This is a genomic window from Microbulbifer sp. CNSA002 (assembly GCF_047324085.1).
Classification (GTDB): domain Bacteria; phylum Pseudomonadota; class Gammaproteobacteria; order Pseudomonadales; family Cellvibrionaceae; genus Microbulbifer.
This window is the reverse complement of the sequence record NZ_CP172449.1, coordinates 5177194-5202904: the sequence shown is the minus strand read 5'-3', so window position 1 is coordinate 5202904 and position 25711 is coordinate 5177194. Positions and strand designations below refer to the sequence as shown.

Below are 25711 nucleotides of genomic sequence, written 5' to 3'. Positions count from 1 at the left end.
CCGATGTTGCGGGTAGGCAAATGATGAATGATCGGGCTGATGTTAGAGAAACAGTTGGCCAACCCTTCTGTGACACCGCCAAGTTGCGTATGCGCAATGTGAATGTTTTCTATGGTGAAACCCAGGCGATCCACTCGGTCGGTCTCGATATCGGAAAAAATGAAGTGGTTGCCATGATCGGTCCCTCCGGCTGTGGTAAGTCGACGTTTTTGCGTTGCCTCAACCGCATGAATGACACTATTGAAGGTTGTCGCGTCGAGGGCGAGTTAAGTCTGGATGGTGACCCCATCTACGGCCCCAAAGTGGACGTGGTACCCCTGCGCGCCCGCGTTGGCATGGTATTCCAGAAACCAAACCCTTTTCCCAAGTCCATTTACGAGAATGTGGCCTACGGCCCAAAAATCCACGGCATTGCCAGCCGCCGTGCCGATCTGGATGAGATCGTAGAAAACAGCCTGCGCCGCGCCGGTCTGTGGAATGAGGTTAAAGATCGTTTGGATAAGCCGGGTACGGGTCTGTCCGGTGGTCAGCAGCAGCGCCTGTGTATCGCCCGCGCTATTGCGGTGAGCCCGGAAGTAATCCTAATGGATGAGCCCTGCTCTGCCCTGGACCCGATTGCAACGGCGCGAATCGAAGAGCTGATCGATGAGCTGCGCCAGAACTACACTATCGCAATCGTTACTCACTCGATGCAGCAGGCTGCGCGGGTGAGTCAGCGTACGGCTTACTTCCATTTGGGGCATTTGGTGGAAGTTAATGATACTGAAACGGTGTTCACCAACCCCGAGCACGAACTCACTGAAGCCTATATCACCGGCCGCTTCGGCTAAGGTTCCTGCTCGGAGGGAAAACTATGGAAATGCATTTCGATCAACATATCTCACGCCAATTTAATGAAGACCTGGAAAGCTTAAAGACAGAGATGCTGGAAATGGGCGGTATGGTCGCCCGCCAGGTTGCCGATGCGGTTGATGCCCTGGCCAATGCGGACAGTGAGCTGGCCGAGGAAGTGCTGCGTATTGAAGAAGTCATAGATAAAAGTGAGATGGCCCTGGATGAGCACGCCACGCTAATTATTGCCAAGCGCCAACCGGCGGCATCCGACCTCCGCATGGTGCTGTCTGTGATTCGAATTGCCCGCGACCTGGAGCGCATTGGGGACGAGGCGAGCAAAATTGCCAAGATGGCCATAGCACTGACAGATGAAGGTACGTCGCCGCGCGGGTATACCGAAATCCGTCATATTGCCAATGCCGTGCGCAAAATGCTCAATGACGCGTTGGATGCCTATACACGTTTCGATGTGCAGTCGGCTCTGCAAACTCTTGCTGAGGACCAGCAGGTTGATATGGATTATCGTACGGCCGTACGTGAACTGGTAACTTACATGATGGAGGACCCGCGCAGTATTTCCCGGGTCATTAATGTGTTGTGGACCCTGCGCTCACTGGAGCGGATCGGTGACCATGCGAAGAATATTTGTGAGCAGGTTGTTTACTTGGTGGAGGGTGCTGATATCCGGCATGGGCACCAGGAAAATCTACGCAAGTCCTAAAGGGCTTTGCTAACTTAAAAAGGTCGCCTAGTGCGGCCTTTTTTTTTTACGGAAAACTATTTGTTAGTCGTTAGGTAATACAGAGCATGAAATTTATCTTCGAAGTTCATCTACAAAATGGGTTTAAAGCTGAGGATTATGCCGATGCCTGGATGCGCGCTTCTGAGATTATCCAGCGCTCCCCGGGAGCGATGGGCACAGAGCTTCATCGAAAAATTGATGACCCCAATGTGTTGATAGCCATTGCTAGCTGGCGATGTAAAAAAGATCGGGATGCTATGCAAGATGAGCACAGTAAAAAAATCGATGAAATCATTGCCAGCGTGGCCCCTTTTGTAAAAATTAGCTTAATAGGGGAATTTTATGACCCGCAATGGGTTGTAAATATTAATAGCGCTTGATGTTAATCAACTGAACCTGAACACAGCCTGAATAAATATGTGTTCGAATAAAAAATAAAACTTTTTATTTTATTGTTTTTAGCTGGAATTTATTCATTTGGTACATTACAGCCAATTACAGCATTTGTTTTTCTTGTTGATACGTTTTTTTGTCGAAAAAAAATATTCGCTTTACCGCAAATTTGGCTCTAATTGCTTATCGTGTAATTTGCTGTTGTTGCGCACCAAAAAACTTTTGCTACAATCCGCAGCCCAATTTGGATCGCTACGTTAACGAAGGATTTATCAAATGAGATTCAAGCTTGCTGCTCTCCCCCTGATGCTCGCCGCTGCAACTGTAGGTGCTGAGGAATACAACTCTTTTACTAATGCTACATACTCTCATTCCGAGTTTGATATTAGAAGCAATGGTTTAAGCTACAGTTCTGACACAGATTCTTTTGATCTTGGAACTACTTACTATTTTGGCGGTAAAGAAACTCTTGGCCCCTTGAAAGAGTTTGAATATATCAACAAAGTGAGTAATGTTTCTGCAGGTTTCTCGCACTTTAACAGTGGCGGTGATCACTCTGACATTTTCTCGGTAAGTGGTGAATACTTTGCTTCTAATGGTTTGGTTGTCGGTGCCGGCATAAGTGACCTTTGGGAGACTAATTTAGATTATCAGTCTATCGGATATCTATTCTCTCCAGATTTTCTTGTTAAGTTAAATCATGTTGATGATGATAGTGATAATGAGTTTTCCATGGAGGCTCGTTATAACTACCAGTTGAATTCGACTGATTATGTTGGTTTTAACCTTTTTGTTGATGAAGAATTCGAAAATCGTGCTTTGTCCTCCAAGTACTTCGCTCATCTGGCTGGAGAGCAATACCTGACTGTAGAATTGGTTTACAATAGCATTGAGAATGCTGATGATTTCTGGGCGTTAGGGTCTGAATTTTTCTTCAATCAACGCACTTCTGTTGAATTTAATTATGATGAGCAAGAAAGTTACAAGCTGGGTATGACCCACTTCTTTAACCGCAATATTGCTGTTGAAACGGCTTATCTCTCTAACAATGATATTAAGGGTGATCTTGATATCTATCAGTTGGGCTTAACTGTTCAATTGTAAGTTAGTTTAAATAAAGGGCTGTCATTGATAGCCCTTTATTTTTCATGTTTAACTTGAGTAAGCTCAAAGTAACCTAGCTTTACTGCTCTAATCTTTCTCGGTACCTTGGTGCCAATTTTCTTCTGTATTTAGTTGTTTTTATGTAATAGTTGGAGATACTTTGTTGATCTTCCTTTTTACATACGACCTCTAAATAAGCTTGAAACCTCCCTAAGTCTCTTGCTATCGCGAGATACCCCTTCCAAAAATAGCTTAATTCTTGTGTGGGCTTACTAAGAGGAACCTTATCGATTTGAATGTTCTATAAAAGCCAGTGGATGAAGAACATTCATCGATAGGTATCTCTAGACAAAAGGTTGCTTGTTAGTTCAGTAGAGCTATATATGGGCAGAAAGATCATAGAGGGTCTGCTGTGTGAAATAAATCAACAAGGTTTAGTTGCAATAGTGAACCTATCGCATAACTCTTTTATATGTGGGCTTTGATTTTATCTCTTACAAATAGTGTTTGTTGCACAGTGAAAAATTATTGTTAGAATTCGCATCCTAATTTAGATCATTATGTTAACGAAAGGTTTTGGAAATGAGATTCAGTCTCGCTGTTCTTCCCCTGTTATTTCTCTCTGTAACCGCTGACGCTGAAGAATATAATTTAATTACTACAGCTGGCTATTCTAGCTTGGATTATAATCTAGATATTTGGGGCGGTGAGTTTGATTTAGATGGAAATCAGTTTTTGGTTGAAACTACTTATTACTTTTCTGGAAAAGAAACTCTAGGCCCCCTAAATGAGTTTGGATATATTAACAAAGTAAGCAATGTATCGGCTGCCTTTTTCCATAATGAGGTAGATAGTAATAATGCCGATAATTACGCTGTGACCGGGGAGTATTTCTCTCAAAATGGTTTTATTTTCGGTATAGATTTAACTGAAGTTAATGATCGAAATATTGACACGGTTGCTCTTGGCTATTTATTCACCCCGAATTTTTTTATTAGAACTTTCCCATACTGATTTTGAGTCTGATAAAGAGACTTATGTTGAATTTCGATACAACTATCCGTTGAGCGGTGCTGATTATATTGGTTTTGATTTTGTCAGTGACGATGGTCTGGATGTGGCTGTCTTTTCCTCTAAATATTTCACAAGCCTGGGAGGTGGGAGGTATTTGACCACTGAACTTTCTTATGCCGACTATGAAGGTGATGACGATTATTGGCAGATCGGTGCAGATTATTTCTTCTCACAAAGCACCTCGTTTGGTATGAAACTGGACGAGAAAGACGATATGAAGCTGGCTTTCACTCACTTCTTTAGTCGGAATATTGCCTTTGAGGCCGCTTATAGCACTATGGAGGCAGATGATAATATTAATATTCGCAGCTTTGGTAGTGATACCTATCGTGCTGGATCTACTTCAACGCTTGATGTAATGCCGGATCTTGAAAATGATACCGTGCTTAGCTTTTTGACTCCCTTTATTGAACTTGATGTAGAAAAGTTCGAACTTAGCGTAATTTTTCAGTTATAAGCAAAATTAAAAAAGGGCTGTCTGAGACGGCCCTTTTTATTTATAAATCAAATTTATTTACCCTTTGTTGGTGATGGCTTTTATTCGGTTTTGTGCCATGGTGCCAATTTCTCCTCCAGCCCCAGCAGCTTCCTGATAGTGCTTGTAAGCACTTTGCTTATTTCCCTGTCTCTCATAGGTCTGGCCGAGGTAGTAGTGAGCGTAAGCTGTATCCAGATAGCGTAGTGATCTGGTTAGGTCGCCCTCTGCAGAGCTATAATTTTTTAATTGGATATTAGTGATTCCCCGCTTTAGCCAATACGAAAATAGCGCCGGATTCTTTTGAATGGCACTATCGTATGCCTTTCGAGCATTTTTATATTGTTTCTTTTGACTGAATAAATCGCCTTCTAGCGCAAAAAAGGCAGCTTCTTTGGGTTGCTGTTTTTGAGCTTTTCTCACCAGCTTTAGTGCAGAGTCAAACTTTTTATCATTGGCTGCGACAACCGCATCGTCGTAATTCTTGTAAGCATCGGCATCGCGCTTTAATTGCGCTATGGCTTTTTGGTAAGAGGCCCGGTTGGTGATTCCCCCTTTGGGTAGAGATTGACTGTGCTTGATATTAGCGCTGACACGAGACTGGGAAGGGGGATGGCTGGCAAAGAGCGCTTCCAGTCCACGAGCTTGCCGCCCCTCCGACAGTTCAACAAATTTTCTTTGCAGGCGTACGGCCCCCTGGGGATCATATCCCGCAGCGGCCATATATTTCATACCGTATTGATCTGACTCTAACTCATTGCCGCGACTGTAGCGGGCAATATAGGCGGAGCCCCCCAGTTGAGTCCCGGTGGCAATCAAGTCAGAGTAGCCAGAGTCCTGGGTGGCAGCTCCCACGATTGCCAGGCCTGCGCCCAGTAATTGTTGTTGGGACATCGCAGTTGCGGAATGTCGCGCAGCAGCGTGAACTATCTCATGGCTCAGTACGGCAGCGAGCTCAGCTTCGTCATCGAGTAACACCAGCAGGCCTCGATTGATAGCGATTTTGCCGCCGGGTAAGGCCCAGGCGTTGGGAACCGAATTGTTCAGAACCACAAACTCGTAAGGTAGCTGGGGGCGGTCTGAGGCCCGCGCCAGCTTTTGGCCAACCTGATTGATGTAGTTTTGCAGGGCCGGATCAATGGTGTATTGGCCGCCCTGTTGCTGTTGGTTGGCAGCATAGTGCTGTTGCCCCAGTTGAACCTCCTGCTGCGGAGATATCAGCGAAACCTGTTTCTCACCGGTGACTGGATTGACAACGCATCCTCCGAGAATCGTGGTTGTCCAAAACGCGACACATGCCGTAAGCGCTTGGGTACGCGAGATCATTGCCTCCCTCCCTGTATAATGTTGAGTCATTAGAATGGTTACTCATTGTACACAGTACGGGAACTGAGGTTTATGACGGCACTTCAAGTCATTGAGTTATTTGCGGGCAACAACCCCGAAGGTGAGCCCGTGGTGGAACGGCTACAGGTTCGTGTGAGCGAGGATGATAGCTGCCAATTGGTGCGATCCCCTGTCTTTATTAAGGGAATCGCCAGTGGGGATTACATTAAGGTCGATAAAGACACCCAGCAATTTGAGTTGGTAAAGCGCTCGGGGAATTTGGCGGTGCGTATTTTTTGTCGCGGCGATAGCACGGAACTGTCTGATAAGTTGACCCCACAGCTGGAGAAGCTCGGGGGCGATTTGGATCTGGAGGCTCCGCGCGTATTGGTCTACAGCATTCATGTCAGTTGTGGATTCGATAAGATTGAGGAGATCCTCAACAGTGCCTGCGATGGGGCTAACAGCGTTTGGTATTACGGCAATGTTTATGACCCTAAGGACGGGCAGACTCCACTCAATTGGTGGCAGGACGTCCTAAAGCCAGAGTAAACATCCGCGATATATTTGGGTCAGCCACAATAGCTTGGTAGTGTGTGGTTGAGGCGATAGCGAAGCGAGAAGGCACCCGATGTTAATAGTTATTTCACCGGCGAAAACCCTGGACTATGAAAGTGATATTCCCTCACTGGAAACCACCCAGCCGGACTTTTTGAAAGAATCAGCAGCCCTGATCAAAGAGCTGCGCGAACTGAGCCCGCAGCAGGTTTCCAGCTTGATGAAAATTTCAGATAAGTTGGGAGTCTTAAATTACGATCGCTTCCATACTTGGAAGCGTCCGTTTACCGATAACAACGCCCGCCCCGCCCTGCTCGCCTTTAAAGGTGATGTTTATACCGGACTGGAGGCGGAGACTATGGGTAAGCGGGACTTTGCCTATGCGCAAAAGCACTTACGTATGCTCTCTGGCCTTTATGGTTTGCTGCGCCCATTGGACTTGATGCAGCCCTATCGCCTCGAGATGGGTACTAAATTTGAAAATGCCAAGGGTAAGAATCTCTATGAATTTTGGGGAGATAAGATTACCGAAGCATTGAATGCGCAGTTGCAGGGCGTGAAGAGTCGCGAGTTGGTAAACCTCGCATCCAATGAATATTTCAAATCAGTCAAAACCAAGCAGCTTGATGCTCAGGTGATCACCCCGCATTTTAAGGACCTGAAAAATGGTCAGTATAAGATGATTAGCTTCTTCGCTAAAAAAGCCAGAGGCATGATGAGTCGCTGGGCCATTGACCAGAGGGTAAAGAAGGCTGAAGAGCTGAAAGGGTTTGATGTGGCCGGTTATGTCTATAACCCGAATATGTCCACTGAGTGGGATTGGGTATTTACCCGGGATGAACCGCAGTGAGTAGTACTGAATTGCCGAATGCGCCCTCCTGCGGGCGCAATCGCGAGCCGATTCTCCAACAACTGACTCGCCTGTTGGCTTTAAGTCGCAAAGTGCTTGAGGTTGGCAGTGGTACTGGTCAGCACGCAGTATATTTTGCTCCGCATTTACCGCATCTTGAATGGCAAACTTCAGAGCGATCGCAACAGCTGGAGGTAGTAAAGTCCTGGCTGGCGGAGGTCCCCAATAGCAACCTGCCACAGCCGCTAGTGCTCGATGTTGGCGAATTTTGGCCCGAGATTTCGGCTGATGCTATTTTCACTGCAAACACCTTACATATTATGTCGGCTGAACTGGTACAAAAGTTCTTTCTGCACAGTGCCGATGTTCTGGAGCCGGAAGGTTTGTTGATCGTTTACGGTCCAGTGAAAATTGCAGGAGAGTTTATTGGCCCTACTAATGCGGATTTTGATATCGAGTTGAAGGAGCATGATCCCGAGCGGGGGATTCGCGATCTCGAATGGCTCGATCAGCTGGCAGAGAGTGCGGGGTTCAGTCGCACAGAACTAAATTTCTTGCCGGCCAATAATCAATTAATTGTTTGGCGCAAAAATGATAATAAGGAGTAACTATGCCTGAGTGGTTTGAAATAGCGGTGATCGTAGCTTTTGCCATTGGAGCCGTATTCTTTTTTGCCAAGTACCGTGAGACAGCGGCGGCACTGCATGAGAGTGAGCGCATGAAAGCCCGTTTGTCGAATGACTTGAATCGCTATCGCGATGTGCCCAAGCTGCGCGCTCTGCGAGATGCCCTCATTGGTGCTAAGGCCCTGCCTACCGATGATGAGGGCAATGAGCACCTACTGCTGCGCGATGGGGATTTGCAGTTGCACCATTTGGTTTTGCGCCGGGAAGCAAACGCTCTGGGTAAAGAGGGCACGGCCAGCTATGTCAAAGACGGTAAAGAAGTAGAACTGCAGGAACTGGAGTAATCGAAAGCCGCTTTAATTAGCGGCTTCAGAACTCAACCTGGATGCTGGCTTTTGAGCCAGCTTTGCTGGCGGAAAGTGAAGCGTGAAGAGACTGCCCTGCCCGGGCGTGCTTTCTACACTCATTTCTCCATTGTGTCGCAGCAACACATGCTTAACGATCGCCAACCCGAGACCTGTGCCGCCACTGTCCCGTGAGCGGCCTGGATCAACTCGATAGAAGCGCTCAGTCAGGCGGGGAATATGGATCGAATCGATACCGATACCATTGTCCTCTACGGAAAAGTGCCCGCCTTTGTCATCCTGCCACCAGCGCAATTGAATTCCGCCCTCTTCGGGAGTGTATTTCACTGCATTTAAAGCTAAGTTGGCAAACGCACTGTGTAATTCGCCGGGGTCTCCATTGAGGTAGCAATCCCCTTTGCAATCAACTTCGATATGATGATGCCGATCGCCACTGAAGCTGCGCGCTTCCTGGGCCACCCTCTCAATCAGTTCTGGTACGGCTACAGCCATATCCCCGCTTTTGCGTTCTGAGGTCTCCAAGCGAGCCAATAGCAGCAGGTCATTGACCAGCGTACTCATGCGGCCAGTCTGCTCCTCCATTTGAGCCAGGGGTTTCCTCCAGGGAGGCGGTGCCATATCACTGCTTTGCAGTGTTTCCAGGTAGCCGGCAATTACCGTGAGGGGGGTGCGCAGCTCATGGGAAACATTGGCGACAAAATCCCGGCGCATCTGCTCGAGATTGTGTAAACGGGTGATGTCGCGAACAATGACCAAAGCCTCATCTTTACCGTAGCGGGTGACTTCCAGCTGTAACATGCGGGCTTCATTGCCAGGTGCGGGCAGAGTGAGGGGTTCTCCGCTGTTATCACCGTGCATATAGCTGACAAAGCCAGGGTCGCGGACAAAGTTGACTAATGACTGGCCGGAATCACTGGCTTGCAACCCAAGGAGTTCACCCGCTGCAGGGTTCCACCAAGCCAGGTTATCGCCGTCTTCCAGGGCTACAATGCCTTCGCGCAGTGCGCTGGTGCTGTCTTGCACTCGGCGCAACATCACGTGCAGCTTCTGCTTCTCGCGGCGGTGGCGCCGCTGCATACGGTAAAAGTCGTCGTAGATTTCGCCCCAAATACCAAAGGCGGTTGGGGCTGGGCCGCGTCTGCCGTTTGCCAGCCAGCGGTTGAAACGTTGCTGTTGCCACAGCACTGAGATCAGATAGCTGGCCAATCCCGCAATCAGGGCGAGAGACCAGCTGCCGGAGGTGACACCGAGAATGGTGCATCCCAGGGCGATAATTACGAAACGCGAGAACTCGCCAATACTGCGATCCAACATAGAGTTGCCGTGTTGCCTGATAGATGGCGGCAGTGGCACAGCCTCTTCCGCCCGCATTCAATACCTCATGGAACCAGGCCCGCACCCGTTAAGCGCGGAGGTTTGATTCTGCAGGGATCGGTACCGATCCAGAGAGGATTGTCACACTTTTTCTGCGGTTTGCACAGAAAACCGATACCCGGTGCCGCGAACTGTCTGGATATAGCGGTCGTGGCCATCAATGGCCAGGGCTTTGCGCAGACGGCGGATATGGACATCCACGGTGCGCTCCTCCACATAGACATTCCCACCCCATACATGATCGAGGAGTTGGGTGCGTGTATAGGCGCGCTCCTGGTGGGAGAGGAAGAAGGTGAGAAGGCGAAATTCTGTTGGCCCCATATCCACCGGCTGCCCTTTGATAGTGACTCGGTGACTCAGTGGGTCCAATATCAATGCGCCGGCGCTGAGGGGTTCTTCCGGGGTTGCCGGGCCCGCGCGGCGCAGTACGGCCTTTAAGCGTGCAACCAGCTCCCGGGGGGAGAAAGGCTTGGTGATGTAATCGTCGGCCCCGGTCTCTAACCCTTTGATTTTATTGTCTTCTTCACCTTTTGCCGTGAGCATGATGATCGGCAATGAGGTGGTGAGTTCATCGCGCTTGAGGCGCCTTGCCAGCTCTACCCCGGAAACATCCGGCAGCATCCAGTCGAGCAGCACTAAGTCTGGCTTCTCGTCGATAATCAGGGCGTGAGCTTCCTGGGCGTTTTCCGCCTCAAGGCAGCGGTAATCCGCCATTTCCAGTGCGACCCGCAGCATATCGCGCACTGCGGATTCGTCATCGACAATCAGGATCGTTTTACTGTGCATTTGCCTGCCATACCCGCTCTGTTGTCAGGGTTTCCCCAGTTATGGCCGAGGATTAAACGGGATTTATATGACAAATATATGACGCTCCACTTCTAGGGCCCACTCATCTTTCAATTCAGCAGAAAATGCAGCGATATGCCGGCGAAAATGGCAAACCCTACCCAATTATTGTTGATAAAAGCCTGAAAACAGCCCTCTCGCTCTCGGTCCCGAATCAGCCACTGCTGATAAACGAATAAACTGCAAACCGGCAATAGCGCCAAGTAGTAAAAAATACCGAGTGAGAACCTTGATCCAATAAGCAGCAGGGCTATTAGAACTAAAAGTTGTAAGGTTCCGGTGATCACCTTGTCCATTTCCCCAAACAAAATGGCGGTGGATTTAACGCCGATCTGAAGATCGTCATCGCGGTCCACCATCGCATAGAAAGTGTCATAGCACAGGGTCCAAACCAAGTTGGCGGTATAGAGCAACCAGGCCTCTGCTGGTACTTCTCCTGTAACCGCTGCAAAAGACATGGGGATTCCCATACTAAAGGCGGCGCCCAGGACCATCTGGGGTAGGTGTGTGTGGCGCTTTGCAAAGGGATAGCCGAATGCCAGAGCCAGAGCTAAAAACGAGAGGAGAATTGTGAGTGTGTTGGTGGTGAGTACCAGAAGGAAGGCGGCAGCGCTGAGGCCGGCGAAAAGCGCCAATGCAGACTTTGGCGTCAGTGCGCCGGTGGCCAGAGGACGCTCCGCAGTGCGCTTTACATGGGCGTCAATTTTGCGATCGGCGAAATCATTGACTGCGCAGCCAGCCGCTCGCATCAGGATCACACCGAGTGTAAATACGATAAACAAGTGGAAGCCCGGCCACCCCTCAGCGGCTAGCCATAGTGCGCACCAAGTGGGCCAGAGTAACAGCAGTGAACCTATGGGTTTGTCCATCCTCGCTAATTGCCAGTAGGGCAGCGCGGTGGGCCAGCGTTGTGCGATCTGTTGGCTGATCACAGTGAATCCTCAGTTGCGATAGTTTTGGCTGCTTCTTGCGCTATGGGGTCACCTGTCGGTGTGAAGTTGGGAAGAAAAGCCTCCGACACCAGTAAAGGCTTGTCCCGCAGCCAGAATAGCGAGCGGCGACCCCAGACTTCAGAATCCTTTTCCCCAAGTTCACGATCGGCGCAGCCAGGGGATTTTTGCAGCAAATTGAGGGCGATCTCCCCTCTGCGAATACCCGGTTCACTAAACAGCAGCTCCCCCAGCGGGCGGGTATCCAGGCTGCGCAGATTGCGAGATTTTCCTTGAAGGCTGCGTTCGGGCAAAACGCTGCGGGCATACACCCAGGGCTGTCCGCAACCGTAGAGCAAAACTTCCCGAATCAGGGCCCGGCTACCATTGTGTAAACCCAGTACAAGGCATTCTTCTGGGCGAGGTGTCTGCCAACCCTGATACAGCACGCGAACATAAAAGTCCCCGTCACTTTGCTGCTTGAGAGCGGCGGTGAGTGATCCGGAATAGGTCAGCCAGGGCACCAGATTTTTGGGTGGTTGCTGCTGGGTTTCAAGAGGCAAACTCTGCCAATCGCCAGAGGGCACAAATGGTGATTGGTGCAACGATAACTCCGCAGTCTGGATAAAGGCCCCATTGTATCCCGGCCGGTGGCAACAGGTCTCTCCCTGTTGCATTTTTGCTCCCCAGCACGGCAATGGATATAGTGCTCACTGCAATGAAAACAACGATTCATAAAGAGAAGCTTGTTATGGGGCTTACGACCAAAATTTTAGTGGGAATGTTTGCGGGCATTACCGTTGGGGGGTTAATCAACTCCTTGAATGAGACCCAGCTGCTCGGTGCTGGCGTGAACAGTGCTATTAATCTTTACCTGACCGAAGGCCTGTTTGATGTTATCGGCCGTATCTTTATCGCGTCACTAAAGTTGATGGTGGTACCTTTGGTTCTGGTCTCGCTGATCAGTGGCGCCTGTGCCCTATCGGAAGGCAGCCGAATTGGACCGCTGGCGGGTAAAACCGTCCTGCTTTATATGGCGACAACGGCCATTGCCATTACCCTGGCACTGTGTCTGGCATTAATCTTCCAGCCTGGAGTTGGTGTTAATGAAGCCGCAGCTGAAGCCGCTTCAACATTTGTGCCGAAGGAGTCCCCACCTCTTTCAGAGGTACTGGTCAATATATTCCCGACCAACCCTGTTGCCGCTATGGCTGAGGGAAATATGCTGCAGATTATCGTTTTTGCCCTGTTGATGGGCTATGCGATCTCTCGTTGCGGGGAGCCGGGTCAACGTATTGCCGCTTTCTTTAATGACCTCAATACCGTTGTTTTGCGCATGGTCGGTGTACTGATGGTTTTTGCCCCCTATGGCGTTTTTGCGTTGCTGGCGAAAACCTTTGCCGGTCTTGGGTTAGGAGGCTTGATACAACTCGGAAAGTATTTCCTGGTCGTGGTCTGTGCCCTGCTTCTGCATGCATTGGGTACTTACTCGGTGATTCTGAAGCTGCTGAGTGGGCTCAATCCCCTAGAGCTACTGAAGAAAATGTGGTCGACCATGTTATTTGCCTTCAGTACCGCTTCCTCTGCTGCCACTATCCCGGTGACTTTGTCGACGGTAGAGAAGCGCCTGGGTGTGGATAATAAAATTGCTGCATTCACAGTTCCTCTGGGTGCGACTATCAATATGGATGGCACCGCGATTATGCAGGGTGTGGCTACGGTCTTTATTGCCCAGTTCTTTGGAATTGAGATCGGCCTGACCGGCTTTCTGACGGTGATCCTGACAGCAACTCTGGCGTCTATTGGTACTGCTGGGGTGCCCGGCGTCGGCCTGATTATGTTGGGTATGGTATTGCAACAGGTGGGGCTGCCACTCGAGGGGATTGCCATTGTGATCGGCGTAGATCGCCTGCTGGATATGGTGCGCACGGCGGTCAATATTACCGGTGATGCGGTAGTAAGTAGTGTGGTGGCGAAGAGTGAAGGTGCCTTGGACGAAGAGACTTACTACGATGCCAATTACAAGAGTGTCAGCATTAACGACAACAACACAGTAGGCGCCCACTAGGGCGCTTTCCTCAAGCCTCGGCAAATCGAGGCTTGTTCTGTAACCAGCGTTTAATCAGCTGTTGTCGCATGCCCTCTGTCAATTGAGGGGAAATAGCAATTTTTTGCACTTGCGGCAGCAGCTCAGCATCCCTCTGCAAGTCTGCGATACGGTGCTGGATCTCCCCTGTCTGGCGGGTGCCGAGGATTTCCCCGGGACCTCGCAGACGCAGGTCTTCCTCTGCAATAGCAAAACCATCGCTGTGTTGACGCAGCGCTTGCAGGCGGGCGCGGCCATTCTGCGATAGCGGTGTGCCGTACAGCAGCACACAGTGGCTGGCAATAGAGCCGCGCCCGACTCTGCCGCGCAACTGGTGCAATTGGGCCAGGCCCAGGCGTTCGGGGTTTTCGATAATCATCAGGCTGGCATTGGGCACGTCGACGCCCACTTCAATGACCGTGGTGGCCACCAGCAAATCCACTTCCCCGGCCTTGAAGGCGCTCATCACCTGCTCTTTTTGCTCTGGCTTCAGGCGGCCGTGTACTAAGGCTACGCGAACGCCTTCGAGCATTTCGGCGAGCTCTTCGGCGGTCGATTCTGCCGCCTGGGCCTGCAGGCTTTCCGACTCCTCGATAAGGGTGCAAACCCAGTAGGCCTGGCGACCCTCGGCGATGGCGCTTTGCACCCGTTCCATAACCTGGTCGCGCCGATCATTGGCAATGGCAACGGTGTTGATGGGTTGGCGCCCCGGCGGCAGCTCATCGATGATTGAGCAATCCAGGTCAGCGAAGGCGGACATCGCCAAGGTGCGGGGAATCGGTGTAGCGGTCATAATCAGCTGGTGGGGTTGCAGCCTGCCGGTAGCTCCACTTGCCGCCCCTTTCTCACGCAGCTCCAGACGTTGCTGTACGCCAAAGCGGTGTTGCTCGTCGATAATCACTAACACCAGGTTGTGGAAAGCCACCTCTTCCTGAAAAAGTGCGTGGGTGCCCACCACTAACTGGGCATCGCCACTGGCTATCTTGCCCAGCTGCTTACGCCGCTCGGCAGCCCTTAAGCTGCCCGTTAGCTGAGCAACTTCAATACCTAAAGGTTCCAGCCAATTACAAAAGTTGATTCGGTGCTGCTCTGCCAGGATTTCTGTCGGTGCCATGACTGCTACTTGAGCGCCGGCCCCGATGCCCTTGAGGGCAGCCATAGCGGCGACCAGGGTCTTTCCCGCGCCCACATCTCCCTGCAATAGGCGCATCATCGGGGTTTGCTGAGCCAGATCCTCAGCGATTTCCTCGCAAACTCTCTGCTGTGCGCCGGTGAGGGAAAATGGCAGGCGCGATAAAAAGTCTCGCTCCAGGGATCGGTTAACGGACAGAGGTGGTGCCGCTACCCTAGCGCTATTGCGCCTCAACTCCAGCAGACTCAGATGGTGTGCCAGTAACTCTTCCAGGGCCAGACGCTGCTGGGCGGGGTGAGTACCTGCTGCCAGTTGATCTAGCTGGGTGCCAGCCGGAGGGGCGTGCAAATACAGCAAGGCGTCCCTGAGGGGGTAGCGCAGAGATTTGGGTAACAGCTCTGCCGGCAAGAACTCGGTAACAGCACCGTTTTTCAGTAGAACCAGTGCCTGCTCCACCAATCCTCGCATACGGGCCTGGCTCACACCTTCTGTTAGCGGGTAAACCGGCGTAAGGGTATCTGCGGTCTCCGCGTTTTCGATACCGACGATTTCCGTTTCCGGGTGGTAGAGCTCCAGGCCGTTGGCTCCGCGACGGGCCTCCCCAAAGCAGCGTATTCGGGTTCCTCGGGCAAAGCGGCTTTTCTGTGCGGCAGAAAAATGAAAAAAGCGCAGGGTTAAGGTGCCGCTGCCATCCTGTAATCTGACCACCAGGCTGCGGCGGCGGCCGAATACGACATCGGCGGCACTGACCTCCCCTTCGATAACCACATCCATACCGGCGGTGAGGCCGGCAATGGGTACTACTCGAGTGCGGTCCTGGTAGCGGAGGGGCAAGTGGAAAACCAAATCCTGTAGGGAGTTGATATGGAGTTTGGCCAACACCTGGGCAAATTTATCCCCCACGCCTTTGAGGGTGGTAACGGGCAGTTCGGCCAGGTTGTTATCTATCCCATGGTCAGGTGACACTGGCTAATGGCCTCTCGCAGTATGTCGATTGCGCGGTGTCGGGGGAAGCTTGCCCGCCAGGCCAGTGCTACGGTGCGGCGTGGGCCCGGTGCGGTAAAGGGGCGGGTCTCGAGCAGGCCACTGGCGTACTGTGATGCGGTGGCGGCTGAGAGTGGCAATACAGTAATCCCTAGCCCTGAAGCCACCATATGGCGGAGTGTTTCCAGTGAGCTGCCATCTGCGGCTGTGCGTATGCTGCCGCCGCCCGCTTCTTTTTCCATGGTTAGTTGTAGGTTCGGACAAGCTTCCAGTACCTGATCACGGAAGCAGTGACCCTCACCCAGAAGAAGCACATTGTCTTCAGTGAGTTGATCCGGGGAGATAACCTCCTGCTTTGTAAGTGGGTGCCCTGCGGGCATCAATACAACAAATGGCTCGTCGTACAGGGGTTGGGTGACAACGTCGGGCTCGGTAAAGGGCAGCGCAATAATGATGGCATCCAGTTCGCCCTTGCGCAGCCTCTGTCTCAGAGTGGCGGTATATCCCTCCTCAACATAGAGTGGCATTTCTGGTGCCAGGTGCTGTAGTTGGGGAATAAAGTGTGGGAACAGGTAGGGCCCAATAGTAAAGATGGCGCCAACTGACAGGGGACTCGCCAGCTGGTCCTTGCCGGCGCTGGCAATGTCTTTGATAGCTGCTGACTGTTCCAGAACCAGCTGGGCCTGGGCGACAATTCTCTCGCCCAATGGTGTTGCCTGCACTCGGGTTTTTGAGCGCTCAAACAGGGCGACACCGAGTTCTTTCTCCAGTTTCTTTACCGCGATAGAGAGTGTCGGTTGGCTGACGTAACAGCGCTCGGCGGCACGGCCAAAATGCTGTTCCTGGGCGAGAGTTACGATATAGCGCAGTTCATTGAGAGTCATGGTCGAGGCAATCAGATGGCCATTGGTAATAGTAATTATTCATAAATAATCGCTGCTGGCCAATACCCTGTCTCAATCTGTAAGCTGAGAGCGAATATTGGGAAAATTTACTAGTTTTGGGAATTCAGGTGGGATTGAGGCGCAAAATTTTGCTATATCTGTAAGGGGCACACCGAACGGAGATACGTCATGGGAGTTCTGTCCTGGGTCATTCTCGGGTTGATTGCCGGCGCTTTGGCAAAGTGGATTATGCCCGGGAGAGATCCTGGTGGTTGGATAGTCACTATGGTCATCGGCATTGTCGGTGCCTTTATTGGAGGCTGGCTGGGTGCCCTGATTGGGTTCGGTGGCCCAGTGACTGGTTTCGGAATTGGCGACATAATAACGGCTACGATTGGTGCGATAATTTTTCTTGCGATCTATCGCATGTTCAAAAGGCGTGGCAACTAGTCCGCCTTTGGGGAGAGCCTCGGCGGCGAACTATAAGCATTCCGAATTTGAATTTGCCCAAATGACCCCAGCACCTTAGGACTGAATAGCACTGAATCAAGGGAATAAGGTGAGCAGCAAAGATTGTTCACCGGGAACTATATGACACAACAAGAAAAGCTTTGGATCCTTGGGTGTGGTGACCTCGGGGCGAGACTGGCACTGCATATAGACCGAAAGCAATACGCGGTTTATGGGATGCGGCGCAATCCCTTGGTAGCTCTGGCGAGTAAGCGCAGGGCAGATGTGGTGAATTGGCGCCGGGGGGATGCCACTAAGAAAGAGGATATTGAACGCTTGTTGTCTACGGGGGCGGATATCATTCTCGCAACATTTACCCCCACTGAGCACACGCCAACCGGCTATCACCGCGCCTATGTGGAAACGGCAAAGGCAGTCGCTGAAGTTGTTCCGCACCTTCCATCCCCACCGCGCTTGGTTATTTGGGTTTCATCTACTCGTGTTTATGGCCAGAGCGGCGACGACTTTATCGATGAGCAAACTTTACCTATGCCCAGTGGTTTTCAGGGGGATAGTTTGCTGACGGCCGAAGAGATCATCCGCAGCTCAATTCCCAATAGTTGCATTGTACGCTTTGCGGGTATTTATGGGCCCGGTCGCGATCGATTGCTGTCACAGGTTCGCGCTGGTCGCTGCGCCCCTCCCCAGCCACCGCAATATAGCAATCGTATCCATATAGATGACTGCATTGGCTTTCTATTGCACCTGATTGAACGACATAAGCAGGGGGTGGCCCCAGAACCGCTTTATATTGGTGCCGATAGCCAGCCTGTGCCAATGTACGAGCTACAGCAGTGGCTGGTAAAAGCGATGGGGTACACCAGTGCCCACCTGCGCGAGATTGTGCAAACGAGCGAGCGCCGCTCGAAAAAGCTCAGCAATCAGTTGATGCTGTCCAGTGGTTACGAATTGAAGTATCCAGATTACAAGGTGGGCTACAGTGCTTTGTTGGAGTCGGAGGGCTGAGTTGCCCTCCTCCTCTATTATTGTGACAGCTTCGGCGAGAACTTCTTGCCTCAGGTCACCATAATCGCTTCGGCCTCAAACAAGGCTCCCCGCGGCAACTCCTTGACGACGACGGTTGCCCTGGCGGGATAAGGCTCTTCGAAAAACTCTGCCATTATCTCATTTACAGCGGCAAAGTTGCTGCTGTCGGTAATGTAGAGATTGAGTTTCACAATATGCTGGAGAGATCCGTCAGAGGCCTCACAGACTGCGCTGAGGTTGCGAAAGACCTGGTGGACTTCATCGCTAAAACCTCCGCCAATCATCTGTTGTGTCTCTGGGTCCAGAGCTATTTGTCCCGACAGGTAAACAGTATTATCCACTTTTACTGCCTGGGAATAGGTACCAGCTGCGGCGGGTGCCCGGTCGGTTTTAATAACGGCTCGATTGGGCATGGGGTACTCCATTACTTATCAATATTGTTGAAAAGGAAGACCTATACGGAACTTCCGAATAATCCCTTACTTATTTGCGGGGCTTTCAGAAGTCGGTTAAATATATCGCGCTTTGAAGCCTAATGGCAGTTCCCAGTGGGATTCCCTTGTGTTCCTCAAGGGCGGGCGATGCGTATGACAGAAGGGAGGTTGCGCAGGCGCTTCATAACACGCGCCAAATGTACACGGCCACTGACTTCTAGGGTCAGGGAGATCACGCTGTTGTGGGCATCCTTCTCATCCACATTGATCTGCTCGATACTGGCGCCCTCTTCCGTAATACGAGTAGCCAGTCGGGCAATAATCCCTCTCTCTGACTCGACTTCTACCCGCACATCACCGAGGAACTCCCCTGTCACATCCGGCGACCAGTTCACCAGCATGATATTTTCCGGGTGCTCGCGAAAATCACCGGTATTGCGGCAGGTGTCGCGGTGTACTACTACGCCTTTGCCCGAGCTGATATGGCCGATAATGGCATCCCCGGGAATGGGGCGGCAACAGCGAGCAAAACTGATCATCATGCCCTCTTGGGCATCGATCGTTAAGGGTGAAGAGATATTGCTGGCTTCAGTCTCTTCACTGGTGACGGGCGCGAGTAATTTAGCGGCAGAGAAGGCCACTTTACTGCCCATACCTATCTCTTCCAGCAGTTTGTCCAAAGTTGCGCATTTCGCTTCTTTGAGGCCCGCTTCTAATTGCTCTGGCGATAGCGCGTCTAGGCTCGTGTCGAACTTACTGAGTGCTTTTTCCAGCAGGCGCCGTCCCAGGGTAATGGAATCGTGGTGACGCTGGTGCTTAAGGAAGTGACGGATAGCACTGCGCGCTTTGGCGGTTACTACAAAATTGAGCCAGTTAGGGTTTGGCTGTGCAGTTTTGCGCGTGAGAATCTCGACTTTTTGCCCGCTCTCCAGAGGTTGGGACAAAGGGGCCAGGCGCTGATTGATACGCACGGCAACACAGGAGTTGCCGATATCCGTGTGTACGGAATAGGCGAAGTCCACGGCAGTGGCTCCTGCGGGGAGGTCGACGATCTGCCCTTTAGGGGTAAAGACGTAAACTTCATCCGGGAACAGGTCAATTTTTACGTTTTCAATAAACTCTAACGAGTCGCCGGCGCGCTGCTGCATCTCTAGCAGTCCCTGGACCCAGCGCCGTGCGCGCACTTGGCTGGTGCCACCGGTATTGATCACCTCATCGCCGGAGGCTTTGTACAGCCAGTGGGCGGCAATGCCACTGTTGGCCATTTCATCCATTTCCTTGGTGCGGACCTGAACTTCAATGGGCACCCCGTGCATACCCAGCAGCACTGTGTGCAGTGACTGGTAGCCATTGGATTTGGGGATAGCGACGTAATCTTTAAACTCGGAGATTACCGGTTTGTACAGGCTGTGCATAACACCTAGAACCCGGTAACAGGTATCCACACTGTCCACAATGATGCGGAAAGCGTAGACATCCATTATCTCCTTGAAGGACTTCTTCTTGGCGCGCATCTTTTGGTAGATGCTAAATAGGTGCTTTTCCCGGCCAATCACCAGAGAGCTGATGCCCTCCCGCTGCAAGCGCAGTTCTATAGCATTCTGAATTTGTTCCAGCAGCTCTTTGCGATTGCCGCGGGCGGCGACCAGGGCGGCGCGTAAGCGGCTGGCACGCAGTGGGTAGATGGCAAAAAAAGCGCGATCCTCGAACTCGATACGAACGTCGTTCATACCCAGTCGGTGGGCGATGGGTGCGTAGATCTCCAGCGTCTCGCGGGCAATACGGGCACGCTTCTGCGGTTTCAGCGCGCCGAGAGTGCGCATGTTGTGCAGGCGGTCGGCCAGTTTGACCAGAATCACGCGGATATCGCGGGCCATGGCCAGGGCCATCTTCTGGAAGTTTTCCGCCTGCTTTTCTGCCGGGCTGTCGGTCTCGAACTGGGTTAGTTTGGAGACCCCATCGACCAGGTCGGCAACCTCTCCACCAAACTGCTCGGCCAGAGCTGCCTTGGGGATACCCGTATCCTCGATCACATCGTGCAACATGGCTGCCGCCAGGCTCTCGTGATCCATATGCATGCCCGCGAGAATAGTGGCAACTGCCAGCGGGTGGGTGACATAGGGCTCGCCGGAACGGCGCTGCTGACCATCGTGAGCCTGCTCCGCGTAAAAATAGGCGCGGCGGACGATTTGGATCTGGTCGGGGGGAAGGTATGAGGAGAGGCGGTGGGCCAAACTATCTATGGTGTGCAATGCCGCGCGCGCCTCTCATAAAACTCAAAAAGTACCCAGTAAGAGACCTGATCAGACTTGCTGATCTGTTAGGTAGTTGGGGGCAACGATAGGAGCAGGTGCCTCTTCGCGTTCCGGCTCGTCGAGGATGGCGGCATCCACCAGGCCCTCTTCGATTTCGCGCAGGGCAATTACCGTGGGCTTATCGTTTTCTTCGGGAACCAATGGATCCCTGCCGCCTGTAGCGATCTGACGGGCGCGTTTGCTGCCGACGATAACGAGCTCGAAGCGGTTGTCCACATGCTCAAGGCAATCTTCAACGGTAATACGTGCCATAAACTTTCGTTTCCATTTGCTGTGCCCGAAGGCAAATTCTGTACAGGGGACCGGCTATTTTACCGGACCGGGAAATGTATGCAATTCGATCAATTGGTTCAGTGGCGCAACAGTGCCTGAAGTAGATCGCCGTGGCGCAGTTGCTGCAGCTCTAAGCGCTGTCGCTGGGCAACGATAATGGCACGCAGCTCTGTTAACGCTTGGTCGAAGTTGTCGTTGATTACCAGGTAATCTGCGGCGACATAATGGGTCATTTCGTCGATGGCCTGGTCCATACGGCGATCAATGACTGCTTGATCGTCCTGACCGCGTCCGGTGAGGCGCTCGCGCAGGGCTTCCTGGGACGGAGGCAAAATAAAAATACCCACTGCATCAGGGCGCAGGCGACGAACCTGTTCGGCCCCCTGCCAATCGATTTCCAGGATTACATCGCGACCACTGGCAAGAGTCTCTTCGATCTCAGCTTTGGCGGTGCCGTAATAATTATCGCCGTAAACTTGGGCGTGCTCAAAAAAAGCATCACGCTCCAACATTGCCAAAAATTCTTCTCGCTCGACAAAGTGATAGTCAACGCCGTGAGTTTCGCCTGGGCGCATGGCACGAGTGGTATGGGAAACCGATACGGTAACCTGGCTGTCGCTGTCTACCAGCGCTTTGACCAAGCTGGTTTTTCCTGCACCGGAGGGAGCGGAGACGGTGTAGAGGGTTCCTGTTTGCACAACTGATCCTGTTCGCGAGCAAAGAGCCCATTATAACCGAAGCTTGCGTCTGGAGATGAAAGAGTGTCATGAAGGGACAAGGCTAGCCCCCGACCGGAGTGGGGGTATCTGTTGGGAGATTCAGGGCGCGTTACCACCTGCGCGCCTGGGCCCGGCCGGGATAGCCTCGCGGGAGTTTCTCAATCACCGCCAACCACCTGTGATTAAGGGGATCTCCCTGTTGTTAATCGCTAACGAAAGTGACTCTATCCTCTTTGCGCCGGGTTGCCAACCACCACCATACCAAAGAGCTTGCGAGCAAGTAGGATATGAAGAGTGGTACATATGTATTGTTTAGTAGCGGAATAGCGCAGATGAGTGCTGCGAGTCTCAAAGTTTCGAGGCGCCCTGAAATAGGATGACCATCCAGTATCCTTCCATTAATTGCCAGGCAGATAATCAAGGCAATAACCGAGCCCATAAGTTGCCAGAAACTCAATACGCTGGTGAACCAGAGGAGAGATAAGGTTGTGGCGGTGTAACAGAGGTGTTGTGCGAATGCGTAGTTGCGCAAACCAGGGCTAATTTCAGGGTTGAAACGTTTAAAGTTTGTCAGATCGGTAGAGGCTACTGGCATGGATTTTTCTACATCTGTGGGTCTGTAGCCTGTGGAGCGGAACCAAAGAGTGAACTTTTCCCACCAGCTTTTCGTGTGCCAGGCATCAATGGCCATGCGCTTTAAGTGTTGTAAATTGGCTGCTACAGGATCAAAGGTATTCAGGGGTTTACGCACACCGTAAAGACAGGGCTCAGATTCGAGTTCCTGCTGGTAAGTGCCAAATAAGCGATCCCAAAGTATTAATATTCCGCCGTAGTTCTTATCTACGTAGACAGCGTTCTGGGCGTGGTGTACCCGGTGATTCGAGGGGGTAATGACAAACCACTCCAACCAGCGGATCTTGGGTATTTTTTGTGTGTGAACCCAAAACTGGTAAATAAGATCAATTGCGCCGGCGACAATAACAATTTCTGCCGGCAAACCAATCAATAGAAGCGGTAGATAAAATATCCAATCCAGCTGTAACCCCCCCGAAGACTGGCGCAATGCTGTGCTCAGGTTGTAGTCCTCACTCTGGTGGTGCACCAGGTGTTCTGCCCAAAAGATATTTACCTCGTGACAGATACGGTGCTTCCAGTAGTAGCAGAAGTCGTATGCGAGAACTGCCAGGGCCAAGTGCCAGACATTGTCGATAGACCAGTTGAAACCAACCCATTGATAGTAGGGTTGTAGCAACGTAAACAGCGGGATATAGATAACGAGGAATAAGCTTTTATAGGTAAGCCCGATAATACGATTGAGAATCCCCGTGCTGAGATTGCCAATAGTGTCATTCAGCCTGTAGAGCCCCCAGCCTTTCCAGCGATCCAGGGCGAACTCCATAAGCATGGCGGTCAGAAAAAATGGAATGGAGAAAGTAAGCAGGTCCACAGAAACCCCATATTTTTATTATTAGATAGCGTATCTATCGAACTCTGCCACACGGCTACTGGGCCGCATATGCCAGTGAAGCATGGATTCTGAAATCAGTCAGTATTCGCTGAAGGGGTTTTGACGTAATTAACTTTCAGGTTTACAAAAGTGGTGCCTGATTGGCACTAATCAAAAGATTGGCAAGAGCATGCGATACGTCGAATTGGTACCACGGCTAGGTGCGACTTTTGATGTTTAGGCATGGTTTTCTTCGTGAAAGGATTTTCTTTGGAGTTTATAAATAGAAAGACCGGCAAATGCCGGTCTTTTTTTACTCTGAACGGGTCGCTATTTACTCGCTAGCTTCCGCTTCCAAAGTCACACCGCTGTAGGATTCATACCCATAGACACTGATGTACCAGGTGCCGGAATCCGGGTTACTAATGGTGCAGCTCTCCTCGTTACCCCAGAGGTATGGACGACAGTCATATCGACGCAGGGTAGGATAGTTACCGTGGCGCACGTAGAGATCAACTTCGCCGGAGCCACCGGACATCTCTATAGTAAGGGTGGAAGTCCCCGACTCAACATCAATGGTGAAGTCATTCCAGCTGCCCTGGCTGCCAGAAAGGTTAGTTTCTGTCCAACCTGAACCATTGCTGCCACTGTCGTCATCGTCGTCGCCATTACCACTATCGTCGCCGCTCGCCATAGCTACAGCTGCTGCCGCGTCCACAATACCGGAGCCGCAGTTGTTGCAAGAAGAGGGGAAGCTGCGAGCGGTGCTGGTGAGGATCGATTCAACTTCATCCGGAGTAACGTCGGGGTTAACCGAATAAATCAGCGCTGCTGCGCCGGCGACATGGGGGGCTGCCATACTGGTGCCCTGGCTGTAATAGTAGCTATCGCTGCCCGCATCGGTAGAGCCGTTGTTGTAGGTGGAAAGGATACCGTCGGAATCGTTTGCGAAGCTCTGTGCGCCACCGGGTGCAGCGACATCAACCACATTGCCATAGTTGGAGTAATAAGAGCGGCCGCCGGTACGGTCAGTTGCCGCAACGGTAATAACCCCATCACAGCTGGCAGGCGAGTATTGGCTTGCGTTGGCACCACTGTTACCAGCGGCGACAACCACGGTAGCGCCGAGGCTGCGCGCAGTGTCGATAGCGCTTTGCGTGGTAGTGTCACAGCTACCGCCACCGCCGAGGCTCAGGTTCAATACTTGGGCTGGGTTTTGGTTGCTTGGTAATCCGCTGACAGAACCACCGGCACCCCAGATAATACCGTCGGCAATATCAGAGGTATAGCCACCACAGCGTCCAAGCACACGAACGGGCACTATCTTCGCATCATAGGCTACACCGGCGATACCCATGTTGTTGTTAGTAACCCCGGCAATGGTGCCGGCTACATGGGTGCCGTGCCAGCTGCTGTCGCTCTCGGAGGGGATGCTCGGATCGTCACCGCAGGCTTTATCTGTATACCAATCCCCTGGGTCAGTGGGATCGTCATCACGTCCATCTCCATCTACGGAGACGAAAGTGTCAGAAATCATATCGTAGCCTGGTAGGATATTGTCTACCAGATCGGCGTGGGGGAGATAACCGGTATCGAGTACGGCAACCACTACGCCATCGCCCTGGGTAACGTCCCAAGCTGAGGGCAGGTTCAAGCCGCCGGTGGACTCGTAGTAATGCCACTGGCTGAGATAGCTCGGGTCATTGGGCTCGGCCATCGCTTTCATAATCAGGTCCGGCTCTGCGTATTCCACATCCGGATCCTGTTTCAGGCGATCGATGATCGCGTTTACTTCAGCTCTACTTTTACGGCCTTCCAGGCGCATTACCTGGGCGCCAGTGGCCATACGGCGGAGGTGGCGCATCTTGTGGCCGGCACGACGGGAAGCTTTTTCGACCGTCTCTGTGGCCATGGTGGCCGCCTTCCCAACTTTAGCGCTCTCCTTGTACTTTACGATGATGCGGTCGGTTAGCAGTGTTTTTTCCGCGTCCGCTGCGTGAGTAGCGAAAGGGGTAGCACACAGTAACGAAAACGCACTCGCCAGAGTCGTCTTTTGCAAAAGACTTTTCAATGATGATTTCATTATTGTTATATCTCCGAGATATTTTAAATCCGGCTATCAGTATTCCGATAGGCCGGAGACTCCTGAAAAACTCCGCACTAACAAAATAAATTTGTTTAACGGATAGGCCTTGAAACTGTCTTTCTCACAGTCGGTAAGTCAGTTTGACCAAAATTGGTACCAAAGTTTCAAAATGGTACTTCTTTATAACGTTCGTGAAATTATTATCCTCAGCTTAAGCCTTTAAACTTGTGTGGCTTTTGGCGACAAATTTATAAGTTTTGGGAAAAAAATCTGATAGTGAGAATTTATCTACGGGAGAGATGTGGAGGGGTTCACAGGGGGGAAACTGGATGATAAACGAATATTTTCAGATAAAAGA

At 51.5% G+C, this 25711-nt stretch carries 26 protein-coding genes; 13 read left to right on the top strand and 13 right to left on the bottom strand.

Features of this window, described 5'->3' with window-relative positions; translation table 11 throughout:
* Nucleotides 1–20: 20 nt before the first annotated feature.
* The 6 genes from pstB (at nucleotide 21) to ACG1BZ_RS23025 (ending at nucleotide 4604) form a co-directional block, all read left to right on the top strand.
* Nucleotides 21–830 carry a phosphate ABC transporter ATP-binding protein PstB gene (pstB, locus tag ACG1BZ_RS23050; protein ID WP_282934617.1) on the top strand — a complete coding sequence of 270 codons (810 nt, stop codon included), beginning with the start codon at nucleotides 21–23 and terminating at the stop codon, nucleotides 828–830.
* A gap of 23 nt (nucleotides 831–853) precedes the next feature.
* Entirely contained in the window at nucleotides 854–1555 is a 702-nt protein-coding gene (gene phoU, locus ACG1BZ_RS23045; RefSeq protein ID WP_282930610.1) for a phosphate signaling complex protein PhoU, read from the top strand.
* 86 nt (nucleotides 1556–1641) lie between these two features.
* Complete coding sequence (locus ACG1BZ_RS23040) at nucleotides 1642–1956, top strand: antibiotic biosynthesis monooxygenase family protein (protein WP_413663841.1); 315 nt, start codon at nucleotides 1642–1644, stop codon at nucleotides 1954–1956.
* Between the two features lie 289 nt (nucleotides 1957–2245).
* A complete protein-coding gene (locus tag ACG1BZ_RS23035; protein ID WP_413663840.1) occupies nucleotides 2246–3073 on the top strand; it encodes a putative porin in 828 nt (275 codons plus the stop codon).
* A 582-nt stretch (nucleotides 3074–3655) separates the two neighbouring features.
* Nucleotides 3656–4087: a putative porin gene (locus tag ACG1BZ_RS23030; RefSeq protein WP_413663839.1), complete on the top strand. Its 432-nt coding sequence runs from the start codon at nucleotides 3656–3658 to the stop codon at nucleotides 4085–4087.
* The gene (locus ACG1BZ_RS23025; RefSeq protein WP_413663838.1) at nucleotides 4011–4604 is read left to right on the top strand and encodes a putative porin; all 594 of its coding nucleotides are present in this window, start codon (nucleotides 4011–4013) and stop codon (nucleotides 4602–4604) included. The genes ACG1BZ_RS23030 and ACG1BZ_RS23025 overlap by 77 nt, the downstream gene beginning before the upstream one ends.
* Nucleotides 4605–4661: 57 nt before the next feature.
* Here the strand turns inward: ACG1BZ_RS23025 and ACG1BZ_RS23020 are convergent, their stop codons facing one another.
* Entirely contained in the window at nucleotides 4662–5948 is a 1287-nt protein-coding gene (locus ACG1BZ_RS23020) for a M48 family metalloprotease (RefSeq protein ID WP_413663837.1), read from the bottom strand.
* Nucleotides 5949–6020: 72 nt separating this feature from the next.
* Here ACG1BZ_RS23020 and ACG1BZ_RS23015 point away from each other — a divergent pair, with 72 nt between their 5' ends.
* From ACG1BZ_RS23015 to ACG1BZ_RS23000, 4 genes are all read left to right on the top strand, one after another.
* Nucleotides 6021–6500: a DUF4265 domain-containing protein gene (locus ACG1BZ_RS23015; protein ID WP_282930616.1), complete on the top strand. Its 480-nt coding sequence runs from the start codon at nucleotides 6021–6023 to the stop codon at nucleotides 6498–6500.
* 79 nt (nucleotides 6501–6579) lie between these two features.
* Nucleotides 6580–7356: a peroxide stress protein YaaA gene (yaaA, locus tag ACG1BZ_RS23010; RefSeq protein ID WP_282930617.1), complete on the top strand. Its 777-nt coding sequence runs from the start codon at nucleotides 6580–6582 to the stop codon at nucleotides 7354–7356.
* Complete coding sequence (locus ACG1BZ_RS23005) at nucleotides 7353–7964, top strand: DUF938 domain-containing protein (RefSeq protein ID WP_413663836.1); 612 nt, start codon at nucleotides 7353–7355, stop codon at nucleotides 7962–7964. Before yaaA ends, ACG1BZ_RS23005 begins: the two co-directional genes overlap by 4 nt.
* A 2-nt stretch (nucleotides 7965–7966) precedes the next feature.
* Nucleotides 7967–8326, top strand: a complete 360-nt coding sequence (locus ACG1BZ_RS23000) for a hypothetical protein (protein WP_282930619.1) — start codon at nucleotides 7967–7969, stop codon at nucleotides 8324–8326.
* Nucleotides 8327–8338: 12 nt separating this feature from the next.
* On the opposite strand, the gene phoR is transcribed toward ACG1BZ_RS23000, so the two are convergent.
* The 4 genes from phoR to ACG1BZ_RS22980 form a co-directional block, all read right to left on the bottom strand.
* Nucleotides 8339–9718 carry a phosphate regulon sensor histidine kinase PhoR gene (gene phoR, locus ACG1BZ_RS22995; RefSeq protein WP_282930620.1) on the bottom strand — a complete coding sequence of 460 codons (1380 nt, stop codon included), beginning with the start codon at nucleotides 9716–9718 and terminating at the stop codon, nucleotides 8339–8341.
* 84 nt (nucleotides 9719–9802) lie between these two features.
* Nucleotides 9803–10507: a phosphate regulon transcriptional regulator PhoB gene (gene phoB, locus ACG1BZ_RS22990; RefSeq protein ID WP_108735044.1), complete on the bottom strand. Its 705-nt coding sequence runs from the start codon at nucleotides 10505–10507 to the stop codon at nucleotides 9803–9805.
* A 110-nt stretch (nucleotides 10508–10617) separates the two neighbouring features.
* Nucleotides 10618–11436 carry a 4-hydroxybenzoate octaprenyltransferase gene (gene ubiA, locus ACG1BZ_RS22985; protein WP_413665905.1) on the bottom strand — a complete coding sequence of 273 codons (819 nt, stop codon included), beginning with the start codon at nucleotides 11434–11436 and terminating at the stop codon, nucleotides 10618–10620.
* 59 nt (nucleotides 11437–11495) lie between these two features.
* Nucleotides 11496–12173, bottom strand: coding sequence for a chorismate--pyruvate lyase family protein (locus tag ACG1BZ_RS22980; protein ID WP_413663835.1), 678 nt, complete (start codon nucleotides 12171–12173; stop codon nucleotides 11496–11498).
* Between the two features lie 74 nt (nucleotides 12174–12247).
* On the opposite strand from ACG1BZ_RS22980, the gene ACG1BZ_RS22975 reads away from it, so the two are divergent.
* Nucleotides 12248–13564: a dicarboxylate/amino acid:cation symporter gene (locus tag ACG1BZ_RS22975; protein ID WP_413665904.1), complete on the top strand. Its 1317-nt coding sequence runs from the start codon at nucleotides 12248–12250 to the stop codon at nucleotides 13562–13564.
* 10 nt (nucleotides 13565–13574) lie between these two features.
* On the opposite strand, the gene recG is transcribed toward ACG1BZ_RS22975, so the two are convergent.
* Nucleotides 13575–15680 (bottom strand): ATP-dependent DNA helicase RecG, encoded by a 2106-nt coding sequence (gene recG, locus ACG1BZ_RS22970; protein WP_413663834.1) that lies wholly within the window; start codon nucleotides 15678–15680, stop codon nucleotides 13575–13577.
* The gene (locus ACG1BZ_RS22965) at nucleotides 15659–16582 is read right to left on the bottom strand and encodes a hydrogen peroxide-inducible genes activator (RefSeq protein WP_413663833.1); all 924 of its coding nucleotides are present in this window, start codon (nucleotides 16580–16582) and stop codon (nucleotides 15659–15661) included. The genes recG and ACG1BZ_RS22965 overlap by 22 nt, the downstream gene beginning before the upstream one ends.
* A 189-nt stretch (nucleotides 16583–16771) precedes the next feature.
* Between ACG1BZ_RS22965 and ACG1BZ_RS22960 the strand changes: the two genes are divergently transcribed.
* Entirely contained in the window at nucleotides 16772–17032 is a 261-nt protein-coding gene (locus ACG1BZ_RS22960) for a GlsB/YeaQ/YmgE family stress response membrane protein (protein ID WP_108735039.1), read from the top strand.
* 141 nt (nucleotides 17033–17173) lie between these two features.
* Nucleotides 17174–18058, top strand: coding sequence for a sugar nucleotide-binding protein (locus ACG1BZ_RS22955; protein WP_413663832.1), 885 nt, complete (start codon nucleotides 17174–17176; stop codon nucleotides 18056–18058).
* Between the two features lie 50 nt (nucleotides 18059–18108).
* On the opposite strand, the gene ACG1BZ_RS22950 is transcribed toward ACG1BZ_RS22955, so the two are convergent.
* From ACG1BZ_RS22950 to ACG1BZ_RS22925, 6 genes are all read right to left on the bottom strand, one after another.
* Nucleotides 18109–18492 carry a Rid family detoxifying hydrolase gene (locus ACG1BZ_RS22950; RefSeq protein ID WP_413663831.1) on the bottom strand — a complete coding sequence of 128 codons (384 nt, stop codon included), beginning with the start codon at nucleotides 18490–18492 and terminating at the stop codon, nucleotides 18109–18111.
* Between the two features lie 155 nt (nucleotides 18493–18647).
* Nucleotides 18648–20765, bottom strand: a complete 2118-nt coding sequence (gene spoT, locus ACG1BZ_RS22945) for a bifunctional GTP diphosphokinase/guanosine-3',5'-bis pyrophosphate 3'-pyrophosphohydrolase (protein WP_282930627.1) — start codon at nucleotides 20763–20765, stop codon at nucleotides 18648–18650.
* 51 nt (nucleotides 20766–20816) lie between these two features.
* Nucleotides 20817–21080: a DNA-directed RNA polymerase subunit omega gene (rpoZ, locus tag ACG1BZ_RS22940; RefSeq protein WP_413663830.1), complete on the bottom strand. Its 264-nt coding sequence runs from the start codon at nucleotides 21078–21080 to the stop codon at nucleotides 20817–20819.
* A gap of 98 nt (nucleotides 21081–21178) precedes the next feature.
* Nucleotides 21179–21799 (bottom strand): guanylate kinase, encoded by a 621-nt coding sequence (gmk, locus tag ACG1BZ_RS22935; RefSeq protein WP_413663829.1) that lies wholly within the window; start codon nucleotides 21797–21799, stop codon nucleotides 21179–21181.
* Nucleotides 21800–22022: 223 nt separating this feature from the next.
* On the bottom strand, nucleotides 22023–23267 hold the full coding sequence (locus ACG1BZ_RS22930; RefSeq protein ID WP_413663828.1) for a sterol desaturase family protein: 1245 nt from the start codon (nucleotides 23265–23267) through the stop codon (nucleotides 22023–22025).
* Between the two features lie 334 nt (nucleotides 23268–23601).
* Nucleotides 23602–25350 carry a S8 family peptidase gene (locus tag ACG1BZ_RS22925; protein WP_413663827.1) on the bottom strand — a complete coding sequence of 583 codons (1749 nt, stop codon included), beginning with the start codon at nucleotides 25348–25350 and terminating at the stop codon, nucleotides 23602–23604.
* Between the last annotated feature and the right edge of the window lie 361 nt (nucleotides 25351–25711).

Excerpts from the sequence above, each read along its gene's own strand:
- ACG1BZ_RS23000 (WP_282930619.1), top strand. The coding sequence starts at position 7,967 with ATGCCTGAGTGGTTTGAAATAGCGGTGATCGTAGCTTTTGCCATTGGA.
- ACG1BZ_RS22925 (WP_413663827.1), bottom strand. The coding sequence starts at position 25,350 with ATGAAATCATCATTGAAAAGTCTTTTGCAAAAGACGACTCTGGCGAGT.
- yaaA (WP_282930617.1), top strand. The coding sequence starts at position 6,580 with ATGTTAATAGTTATTTCACCGGCGAAAACCCTGGACTATGAAAGTGAT.
- ACG1BZ_RS22965 (WP_413663833.1), bottom strand. The coding sequence starts at position 16,582 with ATGACTCTCAATGAACTGCGCTATATCGTAACTCTCGCCCAGGAACAG.
- ACG1BZ_RS23020 (WP_413663837.1), bottom strand. The coding sequence starts at position 5,948 with ATGATCTCGCGTACCCAAGCGCTTACGGCATGTGTCGCGTTTTGGACA.
- phoB (WP_108735044.1), bottom strand. The coding sequence starts at position 10,507 with ATGCACAGTAAAACGATCCTGATTGTCGATGACGAATCCGCAGTGCGC.
- ACG1BZ_RS22980 (WP_413663835.1), bottom strand. The coding sequence starts at position 12,173 with ATGCAACAGGGAGAGACCTGTTGCCACCGGCCGGGATACAATGGGGCC.
- rpoZ (WP_413663830.1), bottom strand. The coding sequence starts at position 21,080 with ATGGCACGTATTACCGTTGAAGATTGCCTTGAGCATGTGGACAACCGC.
- ACG1BZ_RS22960 (WP_108735039.1), top strand. The coding sequence starts at position 16,772 with ATGGGAGTTCTGTCCTGGGTCATTCTCGGGTTGATTGCCGGCGCTTTG.
- ubiA (WP_413665905.1), bottom strand. The coding sequence starts at position 11,436 with ATGGACAAACCCATAGGTTCACTGCTGTTACTCTGGCCCACTTGGTGC.
- ACG1BZ_RS22950 (WP_413663831.1), bottom strand. The coding sequence starts at position 18,492 with ATGCCCAATCGAGCCGTTATTAAAACCGACCGGGCACCCGCCGCAGCT.
- ACG1BZ_RS23015 (WP_282930616.1), top strand. The coding sequence starts at position 6,021 with ATGACGGCACTTCAAGTCATTGAGTTATTTGCGGGCAACAACCCCGAA.
- ACG1BZ_RS23030 (WP_413663839.1), top strand. The coding sequence starts at position 3,656 with ATGAGATTCAGTCTCGCTGTTCTTCCCCTGTTATTTCTCTCTGTAACC.
- phoU (WP_282930610.1), top strand. The coding sequence starts at position 854 with ATGGAAATGCATTTCGATCAACATATCTCACGCCAATTTAATGAAGAC.
- phoR (WP_282930620.1), bottom strand. The coding sequence starts at position 9,718 with ATGCGGGCGGAAGAGGCTGTGCCACTGCCGCCATCTATCAGGCAACAC.
- ACG1BZ_RS22975 (WP_413665904.1), top strand. The coding sequence starts at position 12,248 with ATGGGGCTTACGACCAAAATTTTAGTGGGAATGTTTGCGGGCATTACC.
- ACG1BZ_RS23025 (WP_413663838.1), top strand. The coding sequence starts at position 4,011 with ATGATCGAAATATTGACACGGTTGCTCTTGGCTATTTATTCACCCCGA.
- ACG1BZ_RS23040 (WP_413663841.1), top strand. The coding sequence starts at position 1,642 with ATGAAATTTATCTTCGAAGTTCATCTACAAAATGGGTTTAAAGCTGAG.
- ACG1BZ_RS23035 (WP_413663840.1), top strand. The coding sequence starts at position 2,246 with ATGAGATTCAAGCTTGCTGCTCTCCCCCTGATGCTCGCCGCTGCAACT.
- ACG1BZ_RS22955 (WP_413663832.1), top strand. The coding sequence starts at position 17,174 with ATGACACAACAAGAAAAGCTTTGGATCCTTGGGTGTGGTGACCTCGGG.
- pstB (WP_282934617.1), top strand. The coding sequence starts at position 21 with ATGATGAATGATCGGGCTGATGTTAGAGAAACAGTTGGCCAACCCTTC.